Genomic DNA, 20,776 nt, shown 5'->3' on the forward strand with positions numbered 1-20,776 from the left:
AAGAAATGACCGACCCGCATCTTGCGACGTCCTCGGGCAAACTGCGCGCCCGTGCCTTCGCGATCCCATTCGAGGGCACGCCAGGCCGCTTCAATGCCATCACCGATGTGCCTGGCGTGATGGTCGGCTATACGACGCTGATCTCAGGGGATGGGCCGCTCGTCGTCGGCAAGGGTCCGGTACGCACCGGCGTGACCGCGATCCTGCCACGGCCCAGAGGCGAGTTGGCCGTCCCGGCGTTCGCCGGGATGTTCAGCGCCAATGGCAATGGCGAACTGACCGGCTCGCATCTGATAGAGGAACTCGGAGCGTTCAATCTTCCCATCACCATCACCAACACCCATTCCTGCGGCGTCAGCCGCGACGCAACGTTGCGCTGGATGCAGACGGTGCTGCCGCAATCGCTCGACAGCGCCTGGGCGCTGCCGGTGGCGGGCGAGACTTACGACGGCTTCCTGAACGATATCAACGGCCACCATGTGAGCTTCGAGCACGTGTTTTCCGCGCTCGAAACGGCTGAAAGCGGGCCGATCGAAGAGGGCAGCGTCGGCGGCGGCGCAGGCATGATCACCTTCGGCTTCAAGGCAGGGTCCGGCACATCCTCGCGCAGCGTCGACTGGAATGGAGAGCGTTTCACGATCGGCTGCTTCGTCCAGTCGAATTTCGGTGCACGGCGGAACCTCGTGATCCGTGGCATCAGAGCCGGAGCGGAACTCGCCGACCCGGCGACCCGGGACAACACGCCGCGAGCGGAAAAGAGCTCCATCATCGCGATCGTCGCCACCGATGCGCCATTCATGCCGCACCAGTTGAAACGGCTGGCGAAACGCATGCCGCTCGGCGTCGCGCTGACCGGCGGCTATGGATACAATTCATCCGGCGATATTTTTCTGGCCTTCAGCACGGCCAATGCCGATGCGGCGCGCGGCGCGGCCGGCAAGCTGGTCAGCGCCGGCTATATACCGGATGCCGACATCAACCCGTTCTTCGACGCCGTCGTTCAGAGCGTGGAAGAGGCAATCCTCAACGCACTGGTCGCCAATGAAGACATGACCGGGCGCGACGGCAATTTCGTGCCGGCGTTGCCGGAAGCATGGCTCGAGGAGAGATTTGGCAAAGCTGCGCGGCGATAAGACCGCGCAACTGCATCAGACAGCCAATGTTCGCCCGGCAGGTTTTGCCGGGGGGCGGTCCGTCAGCCGGCAGGCTTGTTGGAATTCCGCTCGTCCTGATCGGCCTCGGCCGCCTCTTCGAGCCTCGAAGCAATGAGCTCCTGAATGTCGCCGACCTCTTCCTGGATATCCTCCAGGGGTATGCCGGCTTCGGCGGCCTTGGCCGCACATTCCCTGGCGAGGGTCTCGGCCTGCTTCTCGATCCTGGCTGGCGAGGGCTGGCAGTGGACTTTTTCGCCAATCCACCCGCGCAAGAACTCGATTGCGTGTTCACTCATACTGCTGTTTCCCTAGCGGCTATGCCGGTTGGTAATCATAAACGTCGGCATCTTCGAAAAGATGCGTGCTGCCATTCGAGCCGAGTCGGCTTCGCCCGGCAAGCCGAACTTGTCCGAGGTCCACAGAGCCGAAGGGAATGGAGGGTTCAAGGAGCACGTTCTAGTTCTTGAGGACTGATTCTCTCGAGGAAACTCGTTCGACCCGCGCTATTGTTTCTATTTGCTTTTTGTCGGTTTTCAAGCCGTTTTAGATCACAATAGATGTCACAATAGCTAGCACATTTACCCCACTCTCGCCGGCACCATGTAAGAGGCGAGCCGTCAAAGCCGCCGCTATATAGTGATAACCATTTGCAATGTCGACTCTGCTTGCGGTCCTGCTTCTTTCCGCCGCGCTTGCTGGGAGATATGTGGTGTGACGGGCCTTGCCGTGCAAGCTGCCGAGCGCCTCATGCAAGGCGTGCAATAGCGTCTTGTGGAACCCTGAAGTGCTTGTCTAGCGTGGCTCTCTACCGCTGGCGATAAAGGATCATGCCGGCATGATAGAGGACGCCTTCGACGAACTCACCATCCGCGGTGAAGCCCGTATCGTCCCAGTATTCTATGTGGTTGCCGTGCATTTCATAGCGTCCCCGGTAGGCGCTTTCGCGGTCACCGCGCGCTTCGTCATAACGGCCGTTCGGCAGGAGTTCGTGCCTGATATGGCGATCCTCGGTGACCCACATTCCGACATAGGGATGATCTTGGTGCGTCATTGGTTCCTCCGCAAGGATTGGAGTTGCAGGAAGGGTCAGGCCGGTTGGAGCTACAGCAACGGCAATACCCGTAAGCACTGCGGCCAAAGTGGATCGCATCAATGCGCCGCCTTCGTCGGACGCACGACTATCTCGTTGACGTCGACATCGTCGGGCTGTTCGATTGCATAGAGCACTGCCCTGGCGATGGCATCGGGTTGCAGGGCAATAGCACGCCAGGTTTTCATGGCGGCGGCAGCGGCTTCGTCGGAGATCGTGTTCGCCAGCTCGCTTTCCACCACGCCAGGATGAATGCAGGTTACGCGGATATCGTCACTCTCCTGGCGGAGCCCATCGGAAATCGCGAGGACAGCGTATTTCGTTGCGCAATAGACGGCAGCCGTGGGCGAGACGGCCAGTGCGCCGATGGAACCGATATTGATGATGTGACCGGAACCGCGTGCCGTCATCTCGGGCAGAACCGCCGCGACGCCGTACAGAACACCCTTGATGTTGACGTCCACCATCAGCTCCCATTCGTCGACCTTCGTGGCTGCCATGGCCGACAGCGGCATGACGCCCGCATTGTTGACGATGACATCGACCTGGCCCCATTCGGCCCGGGCGGCGTCGGCGAATGCTGCGACATCCGCCCTCCTGGTGACGTCGAGCGCTCGCACGCGAACCGTTCCACCAGCTGCCTCGATTTCGGCCGCAAGCGCTTCAAGGCGGTCGGTGCGGCGTGCGCCGAGCATCAGCTTCGCACCTGCCGCGCCAAGCTCGCGGGCAATGCCGGCGCCGATGCCGCTGGAGGCACCGGTGATCAGAACAACTCTGTTCATGGTCATCGAGATGATCCTTTTGGTCTGTGATTATTTTCACGATGTGAAGGGATTGGGTGCGGGTGAGCTCCCGCGGCGCGCCGGCCCTATTTGGGGGGGCTCACTGGGCGGTGTAGCCGCCATCGACCAGAAGCAAGGCCCCGGTGATGAAACTGGATGCCGGCGAGGCAAGAAAGGCGATGGCCTCGGCAACTTCTTGCGGCTGGCCGATCCGGCCGATTGGATGCGCGCCGCCGAAGCTGCGCAGCATCTCTCGGCCATTCTCCACCACACCTTCCATGATGTCGGTTTCGATCACGCCAGGAGCAACGGCGTTGCAGCGAATGCCCATGCGCCCGTATTCGATCGCGATCACCTTGGTCAGCTGTGCGACAGCGGCCTTGGAGGAGCCATAGGCCGCCTGCGTCTCGAAGGCCGCGACGGCCGAGATCGACGAGACATTGACGATCGAGCCGCCACCGCCGGCAGCCATCAGTTCCACCGCGGCACGGGCAGTGACGAAGCTGCCGCGCGCGTTGATCTGCAGAATGCGGTCATAGTCGTCGACCGAGGTCTCAGTCAGTCGTTTGTTGAGCGTGCGACCGGCATTGTTCACGACGATGTCGAGTCGACCGAAGCGCTTCGCGGCGAGTTCGACCGAGCGTCTGGCCAGGTGCTCGTCGGCGACATCGCCGACCAGCGTTGCCACATCCTCGGCTTCCAATTCGCGTACGGCGTCGCTGAGATCGCTTGCCACGATCCGGGCGCCGCGCGCCCGCAGCAGTTCCGCCGCGCAGCGGCCGATGCCGCGTGCCGCGCCGGTCACGAGGGCGACTTTTCCATCCAGGTCCCAGGAGGAAGGGAGTGATGTCATGGGATATCTCCTTGGTCAGCCGGCTTCGGCTTGGATCGGGAGGATCAAGCCTTCTTGCCATTGCGACAGAGATAGAGCCGTGGCATTGTCGCGATAACCCGCCCGCCGTTAACCTCGATGGTAAGTTTGACTAACCAATGGATATCGATCTCAATGCAATTGCCGTCTTCGTCGCGGTGGCCGAGGAACGCAATTTTCGTGCTGCGGCAGGCCGGCTGGGCGTGACGCGCTCGGCGGTCAGCCAGAGCATCCTCAGGCTTGAACAGCGCCTTGGCATCGCATTGCTGCAGCGCACGACACGCAGCGTCAACCTGACCGAAGCGGGCGAGCGCCTGCTGGCGAGCGTCGCACCGGCGATCGCCGACGTGAACGCGGCAATCGAAGCCACCACGGAGTTGCTGGACCGCCCGCGCGGCCGCCTGCGGATCGCGGTTTCGTCGATCGCAGAGGCCTTTCTGTCAGGACCGTTGCTGGCGTCCTTTGCAGAAAGGTTTCCCGAGGTGCATCTGGATATTGTGGTCACCGACGAGGAATTCGACATCGTTGCCGAAGGCTATGATGCGGGAGTGAGGCTCGGCGAAGTGATCGAGCAGGACATGATTGCCGTGCCGGTATCGGGCGATCAGCGGCAGGTGGCCGTCTGCGCCCCGCGCTATCTCGAAAAGTTCGGAGCACCCGCCCATCCGCGCGAGCTTGTGGCTCATCGCTGTATCGGCTGGCGGCCGGCGCCGGGAGTTTCGCCCTATCGGTGGGAGTTCGGCGAGGACGGGCGCGAGTTCGACGTGGCGGTTGCGCCCGAGATCACTACCAACGACATGTGGCTGATGATCCGGCTGGCCGTTGCAGGCGCCGGGATCACGTTCGGCATGGCCGATACATTCCGCCCCTGGCTCGACCGCGGCGAGCTCGTGCCAATCCTCGACGGCTATTTTCCGCCGTTTGCGGGTTTCTATCTTTATTTCCCCAGCAGACGGAATATCGCGCCGAAGCTGAGGGCCCTCGTGGACCACCTGCGCGCCACGCGCCAGGCGCGGGATCGCAGGTAACCGCAACCGGATCGTAGAGATCGCTTGCGCTATTGGTCAGAAGCCTGGCTGAAAGCTGAATGGTACCGTTGGCTGGGATCGAACCAGCGACCTCCGGATCCACAATCCGGCGCTCTAACCATCTGAGCTACAACGGCACGTTTGCCTGAGCGGGATCGAGATGAAACGTTCGGGACCCGCTCTGTCGTTCGGCGATGCGTCCATACGGGCTATCGGAGTTTAATTCAAGGCTTTTGGCAAGGCAAAAGCTCGCTCCGGCATCGAGTCATTTTCCGCCGGACAAAAGAAAAGGCCGGCGGGAGGAGGTGCCGGCCTTTTCCTGTTACGAGCCAGCGGGAGGAGGTGCTGGCTGGTCATCCCGGTGAGCAGAGGGAGGAGGTTCCACCCGCCGGGTATTCACTTAAACCACTATATCGCACATCTATTTGTCTGACGAAATGCGACCTTTTGATGCATCGTCAAACTGTGCGCAAATATTAGGCGATCTTGATTTCTTTCACGGCCTTCTCGAAGGCGGTCTTGATCGGCTTGGATACGTCCTCGGCCGCCTTGGCAGCAACCGCCTGGAAGTCCTTAGCCTGCTCGACGGTCATTTCGACGCGCTTGCGCAGGAAAGCGGTCTGCAACTCGACGACTTCCGACAGCGACTTGGCGCCGATCAGGGCTTCGAAATGCGCGAAGCCGGCTTCGGCATTGGCGCGCAGGGCGGCAATGGTCTTGAGCGACAGGTCGCTGGAAACGGTCTTGGCGGTCTCGTAGGTCGACTCCAGAGCCTTCTGGGTCTCCTCGGCGCCGGTCTTCAGCTTGGCATAGGCCTCTTTCGACTGCTCAACGCCCTTTTCGGCGAAGGCACGGATCTGGTCGGTGGCCTTCGAAGCGTCGAAGCTCGGGAACTCAACGTTTTCGATCGTTTCAGCGGTCTTGGTCCTGGACATTTTCCATCCTTTTCAGCGGCAGCGGCTTTGACAAAATGCCGTCTCGTTCATCTATCATGGCAATATAAAGGCAAATTTTGTGCATTGCAACATGTTTGTTGCATCGCACCATAAAATATTTGGTTCGCGGCGTTAACCACGCGCCTAGAGATTCCGCTGGTTGCACGCTATGACTTGTGGACCTTCGCGCCGTCGGCTTTTATTAACAAAGCGTTAACCGCAAATTGCCCGCTCTGTGAGGGTCGCCAAGCGCATGCCGGCTGAAAACTACTCCTTCCTTGACGTCGCCGTGCTCGACGCCGTCCGCCTGCGCTTCGCCGCAGGCGACGCGATCGCCATTCTGTCGGCAGATCTCGAGCAGGTGATCTGGGCCAACGGGCCCGGCGCGGCGGTATTCGGCTATCCGGACATCGGCGCTATCATCGGCGCCTCGGCAGGGTTGCCGCTGATCGCCCGGCGCCAGATCATGGCAACCAGCGGTTTTCCGCAGATCGGCCGCGACCGTGCCATCACGGTCCGGCTGGCGACCGGCCTGACCAGCCGCGCCGTCGGCTTCCTGGCCAGCGCGGTGACCATGCCCGATGGCGAGGAAGCAATCATGCTGGCGCTGCCGGCGGCGCAGACCGGCTCGCGCAGCGCCGCCGAGATCGCCGACCGCGCCATCGGTGGCTTTACGGAAGACGGCCACTACATCGCCTTTGTCGATGCCAAGGGCAATATCGACGCCGCATCGGACGGCTTTTCGGCGCTCGGCATCCGGCCTGAGACGCTGGCCGCGCTTGTCGCCGACGTGGCGAACGAGAGCGACCGCATCGTCAAGCGCCTGGTTCCGGGTGGGTCCAGCTCCTATCCCGCGGGCCTTGCCCGGCTGACGGACGAGCGGCACCTGCTGGTGGTGATCGACGAGGACCGGCTTGACGGCGAGGCCCCCGATGGCGAGCGCGCCGGCGGGGAAACCGAGGCGGCAGCGGCACCGAGCGGTGGCGATCTTCCCCAGCCAACGGACCAGGACAACGAGCAGCTGATCGCCAGCACCGGCGCGGCGGAGATCGACCTTGCAGCGATGCAAGGCACCTCGGCATCGGCGGAGCACGAACCTGCCGACGCGGCCGACGATCACCGCACGGTTGGCGAAACGCCGACGCAGCATGACCATTGGTACTTCAATGCCGGCGACGACGCGCAGGTCCCGCCCGGGGCAGCTGCGTCCGGCAAATTCGAGACCAGCCCGGACGCTTCGCAGGCCGGCGCGGATACTTCGCCGGAAAGCGCCGCAAAGGCCACCAAAGCCGCCTCGCCGGCCGAACACAGCGCTTCGGCGATCGATCGCACCGCCGCGCCCATGCGTTTCGTCTGGCGTACCGACGCGGAGGGCCATTTCAGCGCCCTTTCGCCGGAATTTGCCGAGCTCGTCGGCAAGCCTGCCGCCGACGTGATCGGCCGCCGCTTCGAGGACGTTTCGGCCGCCTATGGCCTCGATGCTTCTGGCGAGATTGCCGGCCTGCTCGAACGGCGCGACACCTGGTCCGGCCGCTCCGTGCTGTGGCCGGTCGCCGGCACCGATCTGAAGATACCCGTCGATCTGGCGGCGCTCCCGGTTTACAGCCGCAGCCGCGTTTTCGAAGGTTTTCGCGGTTTCGGCGTGGCCAGGAGCGGCGATGCGGTGGTCGATCCGGATGCCGTCGGCATGGCCCTTGTCGCCGAGGAGAAACCTGCCGCGACCATCGGGCCGAAAGCCGTCGAACCTCTCCCCGAGACACCTAAACCCGCCGATCCGTTCAGGGGCGAAGTGCCGGCATTGACCATCGTGCCAAAACCCGAGCGGCGCTTTGCCGACAAGGTGATCCGGCTGGCCGAGCACCGGCAGCCGGCCAACGACAAGGGCCTGTCGACGCTGGAACGCAGCGCGTTTCGCGAGATTGGCGAGCGTCTCAAGAAGGACAGCACCCCGGCCGAAGAACAGCCCGGCGCCGGAAAGCAGAAGCCGGTTGAGAAAGTCGAGGCAGCCGGCAGGGCCGACGAGCCAAAGCTGAAAGAAGCCGGGCTGGCGGACAAGGGTGAGATGCCGGCACAAGGTCCGGAAAGCGAGGCGGCTGCCGCCGAACCGCCAGAGGCCGATGCCGAGGACCAGAAGGACCTTGCCCGGCTCGACGGCGAGCAGCCGGATGAGGCGGTAGCAGAGGCGCAAGCCGGCGAACCCGTCACACGCCCTGTTTCCGGATCGCTGCTCGACTATGCCGACCGCGAACCCAGCGACGAAGCGCAGGAAGGCATTGAGCCCAGCACGAACCGTCGAACGATCGTCGCCGAAGCGCCGCGGGATGGCGACGACGACAGCATGACGGCCGAAGATTTCCGTGACGCCGAGGACAGCGAGGATTGGTCCGAGGACAGCGCAGCCGCAGCCGACGCTGCCGGCCAGGTGCCGCCCATCGAGCGGCCGCAGGCACCACCGCTCAAACTCGACGGCTTCGTGCCGTCGGCGTTTGCCGGAGAGGACAACAAGGGGCCGGATACCTCGATCCTCGGCAAGCTGCCAGTACCGGTGCTTATCCATTCCGGCGATCAACTGCACTACGCGAACGACGAATTCCTCGGCTTGACCAGCTATGCGACGCTCAATGCCCTGGACGAGGCCGGCGGGCTCGGCGCGCTGTTTGCCGATCCTTATGCCGACGACGGCAGTTCGGACGGCGGCGACCGCGCTCTGCGGCTGAAAACGCGCGAAGGTCAGGAGTTTCCGATCGATGCGATTTTACGCTCCGTGCCCTGGGGAAACGGCAAGGCGCTGATGCTGGTCGTACGTCGTTCCGGCGACGACGAGGCAACAGCCATTCCACATGGCGCCGCCGAAGACCAAACGCAGCCGGATGTTTCCGAGCTCAAGGCACGCATTGCCGAAATGCGCACTATCATCGACACCGCCACCGACGGCGTCGTGCTGATCGGCCGTAACGGAACGATCCGTTCAATTAGCCGTCCGGCGGAAGCGCTGTTCGGCTTCGACAGCGACGAGGTGGCCGGCAAACCGTTCGTCTCGCTGTTTGCGATCGAAAGCCAGCGCGCGGCGCGTGACTATCTCGAGGGGTTATCGGAGCCCGGCGTTGCAAGCGTGATGAACGATGGCCGCGAGGTGATCGGGCGCGAGGCGCAGGGGCGTTTCATTCCGCTGTTCATGACCATCGGCAGGCTGCCCAACGACAGCGGCTTCTGTGCGGTGGTGCGCGATATCACCCAGTGGAAGCGGGCCGAAGAGGACTTGACCCAGGCGCGCGCGGTCGCCGAACGCGCCTCGTCGCAGAAGACCGATTTTCTGGCCCGCATCAGCCACGAGATCCGCACGCCGCTCAACGCCATAATCGGCTTTTCCGAGCTGATGGTCGACGAGAAATTCGGGCCGGTGGCCAATGACCGCTATCGCGACTATCTGCGCGACATCAACCGTTCGGGCAACCACGTGCTCGATCTGGTCAACGACCTGCTCGACATTTCGAAAATCGAGGCCGGCCAGCAGGAGATGGCCTATGAGGCGGTGTCGCTTAACGACACGCTGGCCGAAACCGTGGCGATGATGCAGCCGCAGGCCAACCGGGAACGCGTCATCATCCGCTCCAGCTTCGCCTCGCGGCTGCCGGAAGTGGTGGCCGATCTGCGCAGCGTGCGGCAGATCGCGCTCAACATCCTGTCGAACGCCGTCCGCTACACGCAGGCTGGCGGCCAGGTGATCGTGTCGACGGCTTACGAGATCTCCGGCGATGTCGTCATGCGCGTGCGCGATACCGGCATCGGCATGAGCCAGTCCGAGATCGAGCAGGCGCTGAAGCCGTTCAAGCAGATCAATGCGCTGAAGCGCGGCCGTGGCGACGGCACGGGTCTTGGGCTGCCGCTGACCAAGGCGATGGTCGAAGCGAACCGGGCCCGGTTCACCATCAACTCGACGCCCGGCGAGGGAACCCTGGTCGAAGTCGCCTTTCCCTCGACCCGCGTGCTCGCCGGTTAGCTATGGTTGCGCAAAGAAAAAAGGCGTCCAACAGGACGCCTTGAATGATAGGATTGCTGTCACAACGGGGCTTGAGCGAATCAGATCCTCTCGGGGCTAAGAGGAACGGGATTTCTCCCTCAAGTTACGCACGACTATTGATGCCGGGCCTTAACAAATCCTTACCGGCACGCCGGAAAATTTACCAATGTGTACCACTCATGAAATCTAGGTAAATTCCGAAGAGATAATTTGTTAACGATACCGGAGACCTCAAAACAGCTCCTACCTTGGATCCCGGGGTCAGTCGGCAAGCTGCGGCAGGTTGCGGAACAGCTCGAGCGCTTCGGGATTGGCGAGCGCTTCCTTGTTCTTGATGGCGCGGCCGTGCACCATGTCGCGTACCGCGAGCTCGGTGATCTTGCCCGATTTGGTTCGCGGAATATCGCTGACGGCGACGATCTTGGCCGGCACGTGGCGCGGGCTCGCCCCGGTGCGGATTTTCGCGCGGATGCGTTTTTCCAGCTCGGCATCGAGCTCAACGCCCGCCGCCAGCCGCACGAACAGCACGACACGCACGTCATTGTCGAAATCCTGGCCGATGCACAGCGCTTCGAGGATTTCCGGCATCTGCTCGACCTGATTGTAGATCTCCGCCGTGCCGATCCTGACACCGCCCGGATTGAGCGTGGCGTCGGAACGGCCATGGATGATCAGGCCGCCATGGACGGTCCATTCGGCGAAATCGCCGTGGCACCAGACATCGTCGAAACGTTCGAAATAGGCGGCTTTGTATTTCCTGCCGTCAGGGTCGTTCCAGAAGCCGATCGGCATTGCCGGAAACGCCTTGGTGCAGACGAGCTCGCCCTTCTCCTGGCGGAGCGGGCGGCCGTCATCGTCCCAGACATCGACGGCAAGGCCGAGCCCGGGCCCTTGGATCTCGCCGGTCCACACCGGTTCGATCGGCACGCCGAGCACGAAGCAGGAGACGATATCGGTGCCGCCGGAAATCGAAGCCAGATGCACGTCCTTCTTGATGCCTTCATAGACGAAGCGGAAATCTTCCGGCGATAGCGGCGAGCCGGTCGATGAGATGGTGCGCACGCTGGAAAGATCATGCGTGCGGATCGGCTTCAGGCCGGCCTTGCGCACGGAATCGATGAATTTGGCCGAGGTGCCGAAATAGGTCATCTTTTCGGCATCGGCGAAGTCGAACAGCGCATTGCCGTCCGGGTAGAACGGCGAGCCGTCGTAGAGCAGCAAGGTGGCGCCCGATGCCAGGCCCGACACCAGCCAGTTCCACATCATCCAGCCGCAGGTGGTGAAGTAGAAGAAGCGGTCGCCGTCGAGCAGGCCGGCATGCAGCCGTTCTTCCTTGACGTGCTGGATCAGCGTTCCGCCGGCCGAATGGACAATGCATTTGGGAATGCCGGTCGTGCCCGATGAAAACAGGATGTACAGCGGATGCGAAAACGGCAGCCTTTCGTAGGCGACAGGCCTTGCGGCAAAGGGTGACAGCGCCTCTTCCAGCGCAGCCGCCTTGCCGATGGTCGCGGCGACGTCGAGCGAGGTGCCGAGATAGTCGACAATGAGGACTTTGCGGACGGTGGCGAGCTTGCCCGCCACGGCCGCGATCTTGTCGGCGACTTCGATCGCCTTGCCATTGTACCAGTAGCCGTCCGGCGCGATGAACACGACAGGCTCGATCTGGCCGAACCGGTCGAGAACCCCCTGCTCGCCGAAATCTGGGGAGCAGGACGACCAGACCGCGCCGATCGAGGCGGCCGCCAGCATCGCAGCAACGGTCTCCGGCATGTTGGGCATCATCGCGGCGATGCGGTCGCCCTTCTTCACCTTGAGCGACAGGAAAAGCTGCTGCAGTCGCGAGGTCAGCGCATGCAGCTCGTTCCAGGACAGCCGCCGCTCGACCTTGTCCTCGCCGCGAAAGACGATTGCGTCGCCAAGCCCGGTTTTCTTGAGGAGATTCTCGGCGAAGTTCAGCTTTGCCTCAGGAAAGAAGGTCGCGCCGGGCATCTTGTCGCCATCGACCAGCACGCGTTCGCCCTTGTCGCCGACGATGCCACAAAAGTCCCAGACCAGGCTCCAGAAGGTCTCGCGATCATCGATCGACCAGCGATGCAGGTCGGCATAGGAGGAGAAAACCTTGCCGGCCATGTTCGCCGCGGCATTCATGAAGGCGGTCATCGGCGCCGCGTCGATCTGCTCTTGCGTCGGGATCCAGAGCGGTGCGTCGTCAGTCATCATTGTTTCTCCGTAGGCTGCATCGCTTATGCATATCGCGATGCAGCAGAGCAAGATTTTGTTGGACCGCGCCGGTCAGGGTGTGCGCAAATGCCATCGCCGGGCCATAAAGACTTGAAATGCGTCAGCCGTCGGTTACACCCGTCGGGCGATTTTGTCGGAATGGAAGCATACGGGGCGATATGCCATCACCTTTGATCCGACGCGGAATATGGGCGATCGGCGCAGCCGTCATCGTCATCGCGCTGGTTGTCGCAGCCTTGCCGTTGATCGCCTCGACCCGCATCGTACGCGACCGTATCGCGTGGGAAATGAGCGCGTGGAGCGGTTTCCGGGTCACCATCGACGGCGCGCCGCGTATCGAGGTCTGGCCGAATTTCCGGGCGATCCTGAGCGACGTGACGCTGTCGCAATGGACAGAGACGGATGCGCCGCCCGTGGTCGAGGCCGAACGGGTCGAGGTCGACCTCTCAGCGATGGCGGCGCTGCGTGGCGATGTGGTGTTTTCGACGGCGCGGCTGGTACGACCGACGATCCGGGTTCAGCGTACCGCGAGCGGGTTTTTCCTGCCTGCGATTCCCAGCGGCGGGCGCATTACGCGTTCGATCGATGCTGCCCGCGCGGTGATCAACACAAATCCCGCCAAGCCGGATCTCGGCAAGCTGCCGACAGATCCGTTCGGCACAGTCGAGTTCAGGGACGGCCGCGTAGTGGCTGCCATCGGCGGCAAGGACCAGGAGATATTGAGCAGCCTGAGCGGCCAGGCGAACTGGGCCGCGATGAACAGCAATGCGACGCTGTCGGCGACCGGGATATGGCGCGGCGAAAGTGTTGCCATCGACGCCGCATCGCCGAACCCGCTCGTGCTGTTTGGTGGCGGCACAGCACCGGCCACATTTTCCTTCAAGGCGGCACCGGCCAGTTTTTCGTTCGACGGCCGCGCCAGCATGTCGGAGAACGGCTATTTCGACGGCCAGGCAAAATTCGCCGCACCTTCGCTCCGACGCGTGCTCGAATGGTCGCAGGCCGGCATCGCGCCCGGTGCCGCAATCGGCTCGATCTCGGTTTCAAGCAAGATCACGGCGACGGCCGGGCGAGTCAAATTTGAAAACACGGCACTGACCCTCGACAACAACCCGGGAATGGGTGCGCTGGACTTCACCTATGGTGAGGCACTGCCGGTGATCTCCGGCACACTTGCCTTCGATACGCTCGACCTCAGATCATTTCTCTCCGCCTTTACGCCGGTACCATCCGCCGGCGGCACCGGCCCGGGCGAAATCGATACGAGCTTCGCCGACCGGATCAATCTCGATCTCAGGCTGTCGGCGGCGCATGCCACCGCCGGCGCCATCCAGCTTGCCGACGTCGCTGCCACTGCCCAGGTCAAGAACGGCCTTGCCGTCTTCGACATCTCGGATGCATCCGCCTTTGGCGGCAACGTCCAGAGCAGCGTCCGTTTCGACCGCAAGCCCGCCGGCACGGAAGTCGAGATCCGGCTGCTTGCTTCCGATATCGACGGCGGCGCTTTCGGCACCGCGGCCGGGATGACACGGCTGGTGCCGATCGGCACTGGAACCGTTTCGGTCATCCTCAAGGGGCCTGGCAGAACCTGGGACTCGATTTTCGAAAACGCCAATGGCTCGCTGTCGGCGACGTTCGGCGCGGGTGCGCTGAGCCGGCTTAACCTGCCGGCGTTCCTCAAGCACACCGAACAGGGCGGATTCTTCGCGCTGGACGACGTCTCGGACGGAACGCTGCCGATCGACGGGGCCGAGCTCAAGGCGAGCATTTCGAACGGCGTGGCGCGCATCGACAAGGCCGAGGTGAATTCCGCGCAATACAAGATCTGGCTTTCCGGCATCGCATCCTATGCCGGACGCGGGCTGGCGCTGTCCGGCGGCATCGTCCAGCCGAGCCAGGCTGCCACGCAGACGAACGGCCAGGGACCCAATCAGTCGTCGTTCTTCGTCGGCGGCACGTGGAGCACGCCGTTCATCTCGCCGATAAGCCGCGGCGTTTCGGGAGAGTAAGCAGCAGCAGCATCAACCGCGCTGCGCGGCCTGCTCGTCGCGTTGGCGCTGCACCTCGCGGCGTTTGTTTGCGAGCGAAGCGATGATCACGCCAACTGCGACGACCGCGATCAAGATGGTGCAGGCTGCGTTGATTTCCGGCGTCACGCCAAGGCGGACCTGGCTGTAGATCTTCATCGGCAGCGTCGTGGCGCCGGGTCCCGAGGTGAAGCTGGCAATAACCAAATCGTCGAGCGACAGCGTGAAGGCCAGCATCCAGCCGGAGACGATAGCCGGCATGATGACCGGCAGCGTGATCTGGAAGAAGGTCTTCACCGGTGGCGCGCCGAGGTCCATCGCGGCCTCTTCCAGCGAACGATCAAAAGTGATCAGGCGTGACTGAACCACCACCGCAACGAAGCACATGGTTAGCGTGGTGTGGGCAAGCGTCACCGTCAGAAAGCCGCGGTCGAGGCCGACGGCGACGAAGAGCAGCAGCAGCGACAGGCCGGTGATGACTTCCGGCATGACCAGCGGCGCAAACACCATGCCGGAAAACAGCAGCCGGCCGCGAAAGCGCGTGTAGCGTGTCAAGGTGAGCGCCGCCAGGGTGCCGAGCACGGTCGCCACGCTTGCCGAGATGACGCCGACGCGGGCCGTCACCCAGGTGGCGTCCATAAGACCCCGGTTGTGGAACAGCGACACGTACCATTTCGTCGAGAAGCCACCCCAGACGGTGACCAGCTTCGATTCGTTGAAAGAGAACACAACGAGCAGGACGATCGGCAGGTAAAGAAAGGCAAAGCCGAGCACGATCGAAATGATGTTGAAGCGGCTCCAGGTCGCGTTCATTGGTCCTGCTCCTGGGTGCGCGCCTGGGCTCGCTGGAAGAGCATGATCGGCACGATCAGCAGCAGCAGCAAGATGACGGCGACGGCGGACGACACCGGCCAGTCGCGGTTGCCGAAGAACTCGTTCCACAGCGTCCTGCCGATCATCAGCGTCTGCGAGCCGCCGAGCAGATCGGGAATGACGAACTCGCCGACGGCGGGAATGAACACCAGAAGGCAGCCGGCGATGACGCCGGGCAGCGACAGCGGGAAGGTGATCTTCCAGAAGGCGCTGGTCGGCGGACAGCCGAGATCCTTGGCGGCCTCGATCAGCGAATTGTCCATCTTCTCCAAGGCCGAATAGAGCGGCAGCACCATGAACGGCAGATAGGAGTAGACGATGCCGATGAAGATCGCCGTGTAGGTGTTGAGGATGATCAGCCGATGGCTGATGATGCCGGTGGCGAGCAGCAGCTCGTTGAGCAGGCCCTCGGGCTTGAGAATGCCGATCCAGGCATAGACACGAATCAGGAACGAGGTCCAGAACGGCAGGATCACCAGCATCAGCAAGGTCGGACGGATCGTCGCCGGGGCGCGTGCCATGCCATAGGCTATGGGATAGCCGATCAGCAATGTCAGGACGGTCGAAATGGCGGCGACGATGACGCTCGTCACATAGGCGTTGAAGTAGAGCGCATCCTGCGTCAGCAAGATGTAGTTGTCGAAATTGAGGGTGCCAAACCACGCGATAACCCCGGAAATGCCGCCGCGGAAATCGAGCACCGGCGTGTAGGGAGGCATGGCGATCGCCGTCTGCGACAGCGAAATCTTGAAGACGATGATGAAAGGGACGAGAAAGAAGAACAGCAGCCAGAGGTAGGGGATGATGATGACGAGCCGGCTAACGAACGCCGCTCCCAGCCTGACCAAGGCGGATTTGCCGGCAGCGCTTGCCGGAGAGCTTGTTGCGGCGGTGACAGCGGACATGATCAGTCTCTACCGTGTCAGGACGACGCCGGCGTCGGGGCGGAAAGAAACCCAGGCGCGGTCGTTCCAGGTCAATGGGTCCTCGGTGAGGCGTGCCGCGTTCATGGTGCTCGCCCGCACCACCTGACCGTCGTCCAGCCTGACGTGATAGACGGTCATGTCGCCGAGATAGGCTATATCGTAGACCTCGCCCTCGATGGCGTTGACGGCACCGGCCGGTTTCGTGGAGGACACCTTTATCTTCTCCGGCCTGATGGCGAAGGTAACCGATGTTCCGGCGGCGGCACTGCCGGCATTTTCGGTCCGGATGGTGATGCCGTTGCCGGCATCGATGCTCGCGCTGCCGGCCTCGCCAGCCGCGATCTTGCCGTCGAACATATTCACATTGCCGACGAAGCCGGCGACGAAGCGGGAACCCGGCGCTTCGTAGACCTCGGCCGGCGTCGCCACCTGCATCACCTCGCCCTTGTCGATGATGGCGATGCGGTCGGCCATCGTCATCGCCTCTTCCTGATCATGGGTGACGACGACGAAGGTGAGGCCGAGGTTCTGCTGCAGGTCCATCAGCTCGAACTGGGTCTCCTCGCGCAGCTTCTTGTCCAGCGCGCCAAGCGGCTCGTCGAGCAGCAGGACTTTCGGCCGCTTGGCCACCGAGCGCGCGAGTGCGACGCGCTGGCGCTGGCCGCCCGACAATTGGTGCGGTTTGCGCTTGGCGAACTGCTCGAGCTTGACCAGCTTCAGCATCTCGGCGACGCGCTTGTCGATGTCGGCCTTGGCCATGCCTTCCTGCTTGAGGCCGAAGGCGATATTGTTCTCGACCGTCATGTGCGGAAACAAGGCGTAGGACTGGAACATCATGTTGACCGGCCGCCGGTAGGGCGGAATGCCGCGCAGATCCTGGCCGTCGAGCAGGATGCGGCCGGCGGTCGGCTCCTCGAAGCCCGCAAGCATCCTGAGCAGTGTCGATTTCCCGCAGCCTGAGGCCCCCAGCAAGGCAAAGAATTCGCGTTCGAAAATGGTCAGCGACAGGTTGTTGACCGCTGTGAACTCACCGAATTTCTTGGTGACGTTGTCGAACTGGATGTATGGCTTGGCGTTCGGATCGTTCCATGGCGCAAAATCCCTGCGGATGCTGCCAAGCGATTTCATGTCCCACTCCGTCCTGCTGCTTGCCCCATGAGAAAGCGGCTCCGGCAACGGCTGCCGGAGCCTGGTCAGATTGCTATTGGCCGGTGACGATCTTGGTCCAGGTGCGGGTGATGATGCGCTGGGTCTTGGGATCGTAAGGCGATACGGTGTAGAGCTTCTGCAAGGTGGCTGCATCCGGATAGATCGCCGGATCTTCCAGGATCGCCTTGTCGATGAACTGCTGCGAAGCCTTGTTGCCGTTGGCATAGAGCACATAGTTCGACGATTTGGCGATCACTTCGGGCTTCATCATGTAGTTCAGGAACTCATGCGCTTCGGCGACATGCGCTGCACCGGCCGGGATCGCCATCTGGTCGAACCACATCTGGGCACCTTCCTTCGGCACGGAGTAGCCGATCTCGACACCCTGCTTGGCTTCGTCCGCGCGGTTGCGGGCCTGGAAGACGTCACCCGACCAGCCGACCGCCAGGCAGATGTCGCCATTGGCCAGGGCGTTGATGTATTCGGAGGAGTGGAACTTGCGGATATAGGGCCGGACCTTCAGCAAGGTTTCTTCGGCCTTGGCAATCTCATCGGGCGACGTGCTGTTCGGATCGAGGCCCAGATATTTCAGTGCCGCCGGTATGATGTCGGCCGGCGAATCCAGTACATAGACGCCGCAGTCCTTCAATTTGGCCAGGCTTTCGGGATTGAAGAACACGTCCCAGCTGTCGATCTTGTCGGTGCCGAGCGCTGCCTGCACCTTCTTGATGTTGTAGCCGATGCCGACCGTACCCCACATGTAGTTGATCGAATATTCGTTGCCGGGATCATATTTGGCGGTCCGTTCCATGACCGTGTCCCACATATTTGAAATGTTCGGCAGTTTCGACTTGTCGAGCTTCTGGAACACACCCGCCTGGATCTGGCGTGCAAGGAAATTGCCGCTGGGCACGACGACATCGTAGCCGCTGCCGCCGGCGAGCAGTTTCGTTTCCAGGATCTCGTTGGAATCGAAAGTGTCGTAGACGACCTTGATGCCGGTTTCCTTGGTGAAGTCGTCGATGATCGAACTGTCGATATAGTCCGACCAGTTGAAGACGTTGACGACGCGATCCTCGGCATGCGCGCCAAAGGTAAAAACTGCCAGAAACGCCGAAGTCGCCGAAAGCCAGAGCGCTTTGCGGGTCATGCTATTCTCCTTTGATGAGTGTTCCGTCGCCAGCTCGTCGCGGCGTCCGCGCGGCTGGGCATTTGCTTCAAGGTATTGGGCTTGCAGGCAGGCGACAAGCGCGAATTGCCGGCGCCATTATGGTTCGGCGGCGAGCCGACAGCGAAGACCTGGCGTGGCGTTGGTGGTGTTCCGACGCCGTCGGAAGCTTTCGCTACGGCGCGGGCAGGGAGACGACGATATTGTCCGGCCTCAATGCGGCCGGCATGGAGACTTGGCAAGATACGCCTGTCTTGTTGTTGCCGTGATCGCAGCCTGCCCGCGCGGCTGCGACGTTGTCAATGGTTCATCTCGCTTTGACGCGCGCACTGCATCAATTAGGTGACGGCACACCGATGACGCCCGCTCGCGCGGGCCGCGTCTGGCGCTTGAACTCGAGCCCGATATGGACGAGGAGCGCGGTGACGACGACGGCACCGCCGACGATGGTACGCGCCGACGGCACCTCGGAATGAATGAGCCAGACCCAGATCGGGCCAAGGATCGGTTCGAACGTGCCGAGCAGCGCCGCCACAGCGGCCGGAACAAGCCGGGCACCGGTGGCGAAGAAGGCGAGACCGAGTCCCAGATTGATCACGCCAAAGGCAAAGAGGAAGCCCATATCGTGGCTGGAGACGCCCAGCGCCGACGCCTGCGATGCCGCAAAGGCGGCCGCCAGCATCGTGCCGAGGCAGGTCGCCGGCGTCATGCGCACATGGGCAAAGCGGCGCGTGATGACGGTGGCGATCGAGAACATGACAGCGATGAGCAGCGCCAGCCCGTCGCCGATTGGCGACACCGCGCCATCGAGCGATTCCGACACCATGATGGCGACGCCGACAATAACGGCGGCGATCGCCACCCAGGTCGCCACCGCCACCCGTTCGCGAAACAGCGCCCAGGCAAACAGCGCCGCCAGAAGCGGCACGCCGGCCTGCATCAACAGGATGTTGGCGACGGTGGTATAGGCAAGCGCCACGACGAAAGAGGTCGACGCCGTGGCGAAGCAGAACGCCACCGCAAGGCCGGCCAGGCCCATGCCGCGAAACAGCTTCAGCGTGCCACGCCAGCCATCGCGCCAGACCATGAAGCAGAGCAGGAAGGCGGCGGCCCAGACCGAGCGCCAGAACACCACCGTCCAGCTGTCGGCGTTGTCGATGAAGCGCGCAATGCTGCCGCCGAAGCTCCACATCAACGCCGACAGGAATACCAGCAGGAAGCCGACGCGTTCGCCTTGCGGCGACACGATCGGCGAAGCGGCAACCGGAGATGATGCGGTATCGGTCATGGGTATGACTGTCGGCGAATTCGGAGCAGCACGATGTGCAATGGACGACAGAGACGTGCCTCATTCGCGTAACGCAAAGCAGAAGGCCGGGCGTGATCCAGTTCGATGTTCCGTTTGGCGCACTGATGAGGGCGCCTCGCCCCTCGCCCGGCGATGATCCGAGGCGACTTGTCGATGATGCGTTACGAGGTGCTCTTGTTGCCGCGGATAAAACGCCAGAGACCGGCCAGCGGAACCAGCAGGAGCAGGCCAAACTTTTTCAGCGCGATCAGCGCCACGACCAGAAAACCTGCTTTCGCCGCCAGCTTGCCGGCAATCAGGCCACCGACGCCAATCGCCGCAACCGTATCGACGCCCGGCACGAAATCGGCGTATGTCTTGCCGGTATTGAAGTCCGCGAGGCCAAGCACCTCATCCAGGCTTTGCCTTATCTCCGGCAATTGTTCCACCGTCGCGATATAGCTCATCACGAAGACGCCCTCCCTGCCAAGGAAACGGACGTCGTAGTTGAGCGTATGGGCGGCATCGTTGCCAAATTGCAGCTCCTTGGCCCAGTGCAGGCGCTTGTGGGCCGCGTCATAAACCGGCGGCGACGCCCAGCCGATCAGCGTAATGGGCGCATAGCCATCCTTTACCCTCTGATCGTTGCCGGACAGAGTGTCTGACTGCATGTTGCGCAGCAGTTCATTGTAATCGATGGACGCGGCGTCGCTGTCGTCGACGTAACCGATCTTTTCCCAGCGCAGCTCTATCCCCCAATTGTTGTCGGCAATGGGATCATGGGAGACTGGAAAGATCATGCCGAGGGCATCGGAACCAGAGTCGGGCGGATTGCCCCAGGCTTCGGTGAGGACGGAGAGCGTGTCCTTCTTGTCCAGAAAATAGAACTTGTCCTTGAGGTCGAGATGGATGCCTTCGGCAAGATTTATCGCGCCGGTCTTCGGATCGATCTTGTCCAGGAACGCCTTGCCGGCATCATTGTAGTGTTGATAGGAATTGAAGAAATCCGAGGACTTTTCAGCCAATGCGGGATCGGCCGAAAACGCGAGCGCCAAGCCAAGCCAAAAAACTGTCCTGCCCATGATTGATCCCCCGACCGTTGCGCAGTTCTTTTTTTTGATACCGTACCGTCAATGCTGAATCAATATTCGGCTGAATCAATATTTTGGCTGAACCAATATTTTGGCCGGCAACCGCGAACCAGCTTACTGGTTGCCGCC

General features: G+C 62.3%; 16 protein-coding genes and 1 tRNA gene. 4 read left to right on the plus strand and 13 right to left on the minus strand.

The genetic code is table 11. The features are described from left to right. Positions 1-5 precede the first annotated feature (5 nt). A complete protein-coding gene (locus tag NKH93_RS05460) occupies positions 6-1,133 on the plus strand; it encodes a DmpA family aminopeptidase (RefSeq protein ID WP_352969536.1) in 1,128 nt (375 codons plus the stop codon). Between the two features lie 62 nt (positions 1,134-1,195). On the opposite strand, the gene NKH93_RS05465 is transcribed toward NKH93_RS05460, so the two are convergent. The 4 genes from NKH93_RS05465 to NKH93_RS05480 form a co-directional block, all read right to left on the minus strand. Further along, positions 1,196-1,450 (minus strand): DUF768 domain-containing protein, encoded by a 255-nt coding sequence (locus NKH93_RS05465; RefSeq protein ID WP_023677464.1) that lies wholly within the window; start codon positions 1,448-1,450, stop codon positions 1,196-1,198. A 509-nt stretch (positions 1,451-1,959) separates the two neighbouring features. Further along, the gene (locus tag NKH93_RS05470) at positions 1,960-2,304 is read right to left on the minus strand and encodes an Atu4866 domain-containing protein (protein WP_352969537.1); all 345 of its coding nucleotides are present in this window, start codon (positions 2,302-2,304) and stop codon (positions 1,960-1,962) included. Further along, on the minus strand, positions 2,304-3,032 hold the full coding sequence (locus NKH93_RS05475) for an SDR family oxidoreductase (RefSeq protein WP_352969538.1): 729 nt from the start codon (positions 3,030-3,032) through the stop codon (positions 2,304-2,306). Before NKH93_RS05475 ends, NKH93_RS05470 begins: the two co-directional genes overlap by 1 nt. Positions 3,033-3,126: 94 nt before the next feature. Beyond that, complete coding sequence (locus NKH93_RS05480; protein WP_352969539.1) at positions 3,127-3,879, minus strand: SDR family NAD(P)-dependent oxidoreductase; 753 nt, start codon at positions 3,877-3,879, stop codon at positions 3,127-3,129. 137 nt (positions 3,880-4,016) lie between these two features. Between NKH93_RS05480 and NKH93_RS05485 the strand changes: the two genes are divergently transcribed. After that, complete coding sequence (locus NKH93_RS05485; protein WP_352450941.1) at positions 4,017-4,925, plus strand: LysR family transcriptional regulator; 909 nt, start codon at positions 4,017-4,019, stop codon at positions 4,923-4,925. A 60-nt stretch (positions 4,926-4,985) separates the two neighbouring features. Here NKH93_RS05485 and NKH93_RS05490 read toward each other — a convergent pair. Together NKH93_RS05490 and NKH93_RS05495 are read right to left on the minus strand one after the other, a co-directional pair. Next, positions 4,986-5,062, minus strand: a tRNA-His gene (locus tag NKH93_RS05490). Positions 5,063-5,401: 339 nt separating this feature from the next. Further along, positions 5,402-5,860, minus strand: coding sequence for a phasin (locus NKH93_RS05495; RefSeq protein ID WP_352450940.1), 459 nt, complete (start codon positions 5,858-5,860; stop codon positions 5,402-5,404). A 253-nt stretch (positions 5,861-6,113) separates the two neighbouring features. On the opposite strand from NKH93_RS05495, the gene NKH93_RS05500 reads away from it, so the two are divergent. Continuing rightward, positions 6,114-9,860 (plus strand): PAS domain S-box protein, encoded by a 3,747-nt coding sequence (locus tag NKH93_RS05500; protein WP_352969541.1) that lies wholly within the window; start codon positions 6,114-6,116, stop codon positions 9,858-9,860. A 282-nt stretch (positions 9,861-10,142) separates the two neighbouring features. Here the strand turns inward: NKH93_RS05500 and NKH93_RS05505 are convergent, their stop codons facing one another. Further along, positions 10,143-12,101, minus strand: coding sequence for an acetoacetate--CoA ligase (locus tag NKH93_RS05505; protein WP_352969543.1), 1,959 nt, complete (start codon positions 12,099-12,101; stop codon positions 10,143-10,145). Positions 12,102-12,283: 182 nt separating this feature from the next. On the opposite strand from NKH93_RS05505, the gene NKH93_RS05510 reads away from it, so the two are divergent. Further along, complete coding sequence (locus NKH93_RS05510) at positions 12,284-14,134, plus strand: AsmA family protein (protein ID WP_352472706.1); 1,851 nt, start codon at positions 12,284-12,286, stop codon at positions 14,132-14,134. A 12-nt stretch (positions 14,135-14,146) separates the two neighbouring features. Here NKH93_RS05510 and NKH93_RS05515 read toward each other — a convergent pair whose 3' ends face one another. The 6 genes from NKH93_RS05515 to NKH93_RS05540 form a co-directional block, all read right to left on the minus strand. Beyond that, the gene (locus tag NKH93_RS05515) at positions 14,147-14,965 is read right to left on the minus strand and encodes an ABC transporter permease (protein WP_023677454.1); all 819 of its coding nucleotides are present in this window, start codon (positions 14,963-14,965) and stop codon (positions 14,147-14,149) included. Continuing rightward, positions 14,962-15,930, minus strand: a complete 969-nt coding sequence (locus NKH93_RS05520) for an ABC transporter permease subunit (protein ID WP_352450936.1) — start codon at positions 15,928-15,930, stop codon at positions 14,962-14,964. Before NKH93_RS05520 ends, NKH93_RS05515 begins: the two co-directional genes overlap by 4 nt. Positions 15,931-15,939: 9 nt before the next feature. Further along, positions 15,940-17,079, minus strand: coding sequence for an ABC transporter ATP-binding protein (locus NKH93_RS05525; protein ID WP_023677452.1), 1,140 nt, complete (start codon positions 17,077-17,079; stop codon positions 15,940-15,942). 73 nt (positions 17,080-17,152) lie between these two features. Then, the gene (locus tag NKH93_RS05530; RefSeq protein WP_352472707.1) at positions 17,153-18,250 is read right to left on the minus strand and encodes a polyamine ABC transporter substrate-binding protein; all 1,098 of its coding nucleotides are present in this window, start codon (positions 18,248-18,250) and stop codon (positions 17,153-17,155) included. 352 nt (positions 18,251-18,602) lie between these two features. Then, positions 18,603-19,556 carry a DMT family transporter gene (locus NKH93_RS05535; RefSeq protein WP_352680813.1) on the minus strand — a complete coding sequence of 318 codons (954 nt, stop codon included), beginning with the start codon at positions 19,554-19,556 and terminating at the stop codon, positions 18,603-18,605. A 182-nt stretch (positions 19,557-19,738) separates the two neighbouring features. Then, positions 19,739-20,638, minus strand: coding sequence for a DUF2167 domain-containing protein (locus NKH93_RS05540; protein WP_352821902.1), 900 nt, complete (start codon positions 20,636-20,638; stop codon positions 19,739-19,741). Positions 20,639-20,776: the final 138 nt, after the last annotated feature.

Origin of the sequence: Mesorhizobium sp. M0954 (assembly GCF_040319155.1) — a bacterium.
Taxonomy (GTDB): Bacteria; Pseudomonadota; Alphaproteobacteria; order Rhizobiales; family Rhizobiaceae; genus Mesorhizobium.

Coding starts and splice junctions, on each gene's coding strand:
- NKH93_RS05525 (WP_023677452.1), bottom strand. CDS start 17,079: ATGAAATCGCTTGGCAGCATCCGCAGGGATTTTGCGCCATGGAACGAT.
- NKH93_RS05500 (WP_352969541.1), top strand. CDS start 6,114: ATGCCGGCTGAAAACTACTCCTTCCTTGACGTCGCCGTGCTCGACGCC.
- NKH93_RS05535 (WP_352680813.1), bottom strand. CDS start 19,556: ATGACCGATACCGCATCATCTCCGGTTGCCGCTTCGCCGATCGTGTCG.
- NKH93_RS05495 (WP_352450940.1), bottom strand. CDS start 5,860: ATGTCCAGGACCAAGACCGCTGAAACGATCGAAAACGTTGAGTTCCCG.
- NKH93_RS05460 (WP_352969536.1), top strand. CDS start 6: ATGACCGACCCGCATCTTGCGACGTCCTCGGGCAAACTGCGCGCCCGT.
- NKH93_RS05510 (WP_352472706.1), top strand. CDS start 12,284: ATGCCATCACCTTTGATCCGACGCGGAATATGGGCGATCGGCGCAGCC.
- NKH93_RS05475 (WP_352969538.1), bottom strand. CDS start 3,032: ATGACCATGAACAGAGTTGTTCTGATCACCGGTGCCTCCAGCGGCATC.
- NKH93_RS05465 (WP_023677464.1), bottom strand. CDS start 1,450: ATGAGTGAACACGCAATCGAGTTCTTGCGCGGGTGGATTGGCGAAAAA.
- NKH93_RS05530 (WP_352472707.1), bottom strand. CDS start 18,250: ATGACCCGCAAAGCGCTCTGGCTTTCGGCGACTTCGGCGTTTCTGGCA.
- NKH93_RS05485 (WP_352450941.1), top strand. CDS start 4,017: ATGGATATCGATCTCAATGCAATTGCCGTCTTCGTCGCGGTGGCCGAG.
- NKH93_RS05520 (WP_352450936.1), bottom strand. CDS start 15,930: ATGTCCGCTGTCACCGCCGCAACAAGCTCTCCGGCAAGCGCTGCCGGC.
- NKH93_RS05505 (WP_352969543.1), bottom strand. CDS start 12,101: ATGACTGACGACGCACCGCTCTGGATCCCGACGCAAGAGCAGATCGAC.
- NKH93_RS05480 (WP_352969539.1), bottom strand. CDS start 3,879: ATGACATCACTCCCTTCCTCCTGGGACCTGGATGGAAAAGTCGCCCTC.
- NKH93_RS05470 (WP_352969537.1), bottom strand. CDS start 2,304: ATGCGATCCACTTTGGCCGCAGTGCTTACGGGTATTGCCGTTGCTGTA.
- NKH93_RS05515 (WP_023677454.1), bottom strand. CDS start 14,965: ATGAACGCGACCTGGAGCCGCTTCAACATCATTTCGATCGTGCTCGGC.
- NKH93_RS05540 (WP_352821902.1), bottom strand. CDS start 20,638: ATGGGCAGGACAGTTTTTTGGCTTGGCTTGGCGCTCGCGTTTTCGGCC.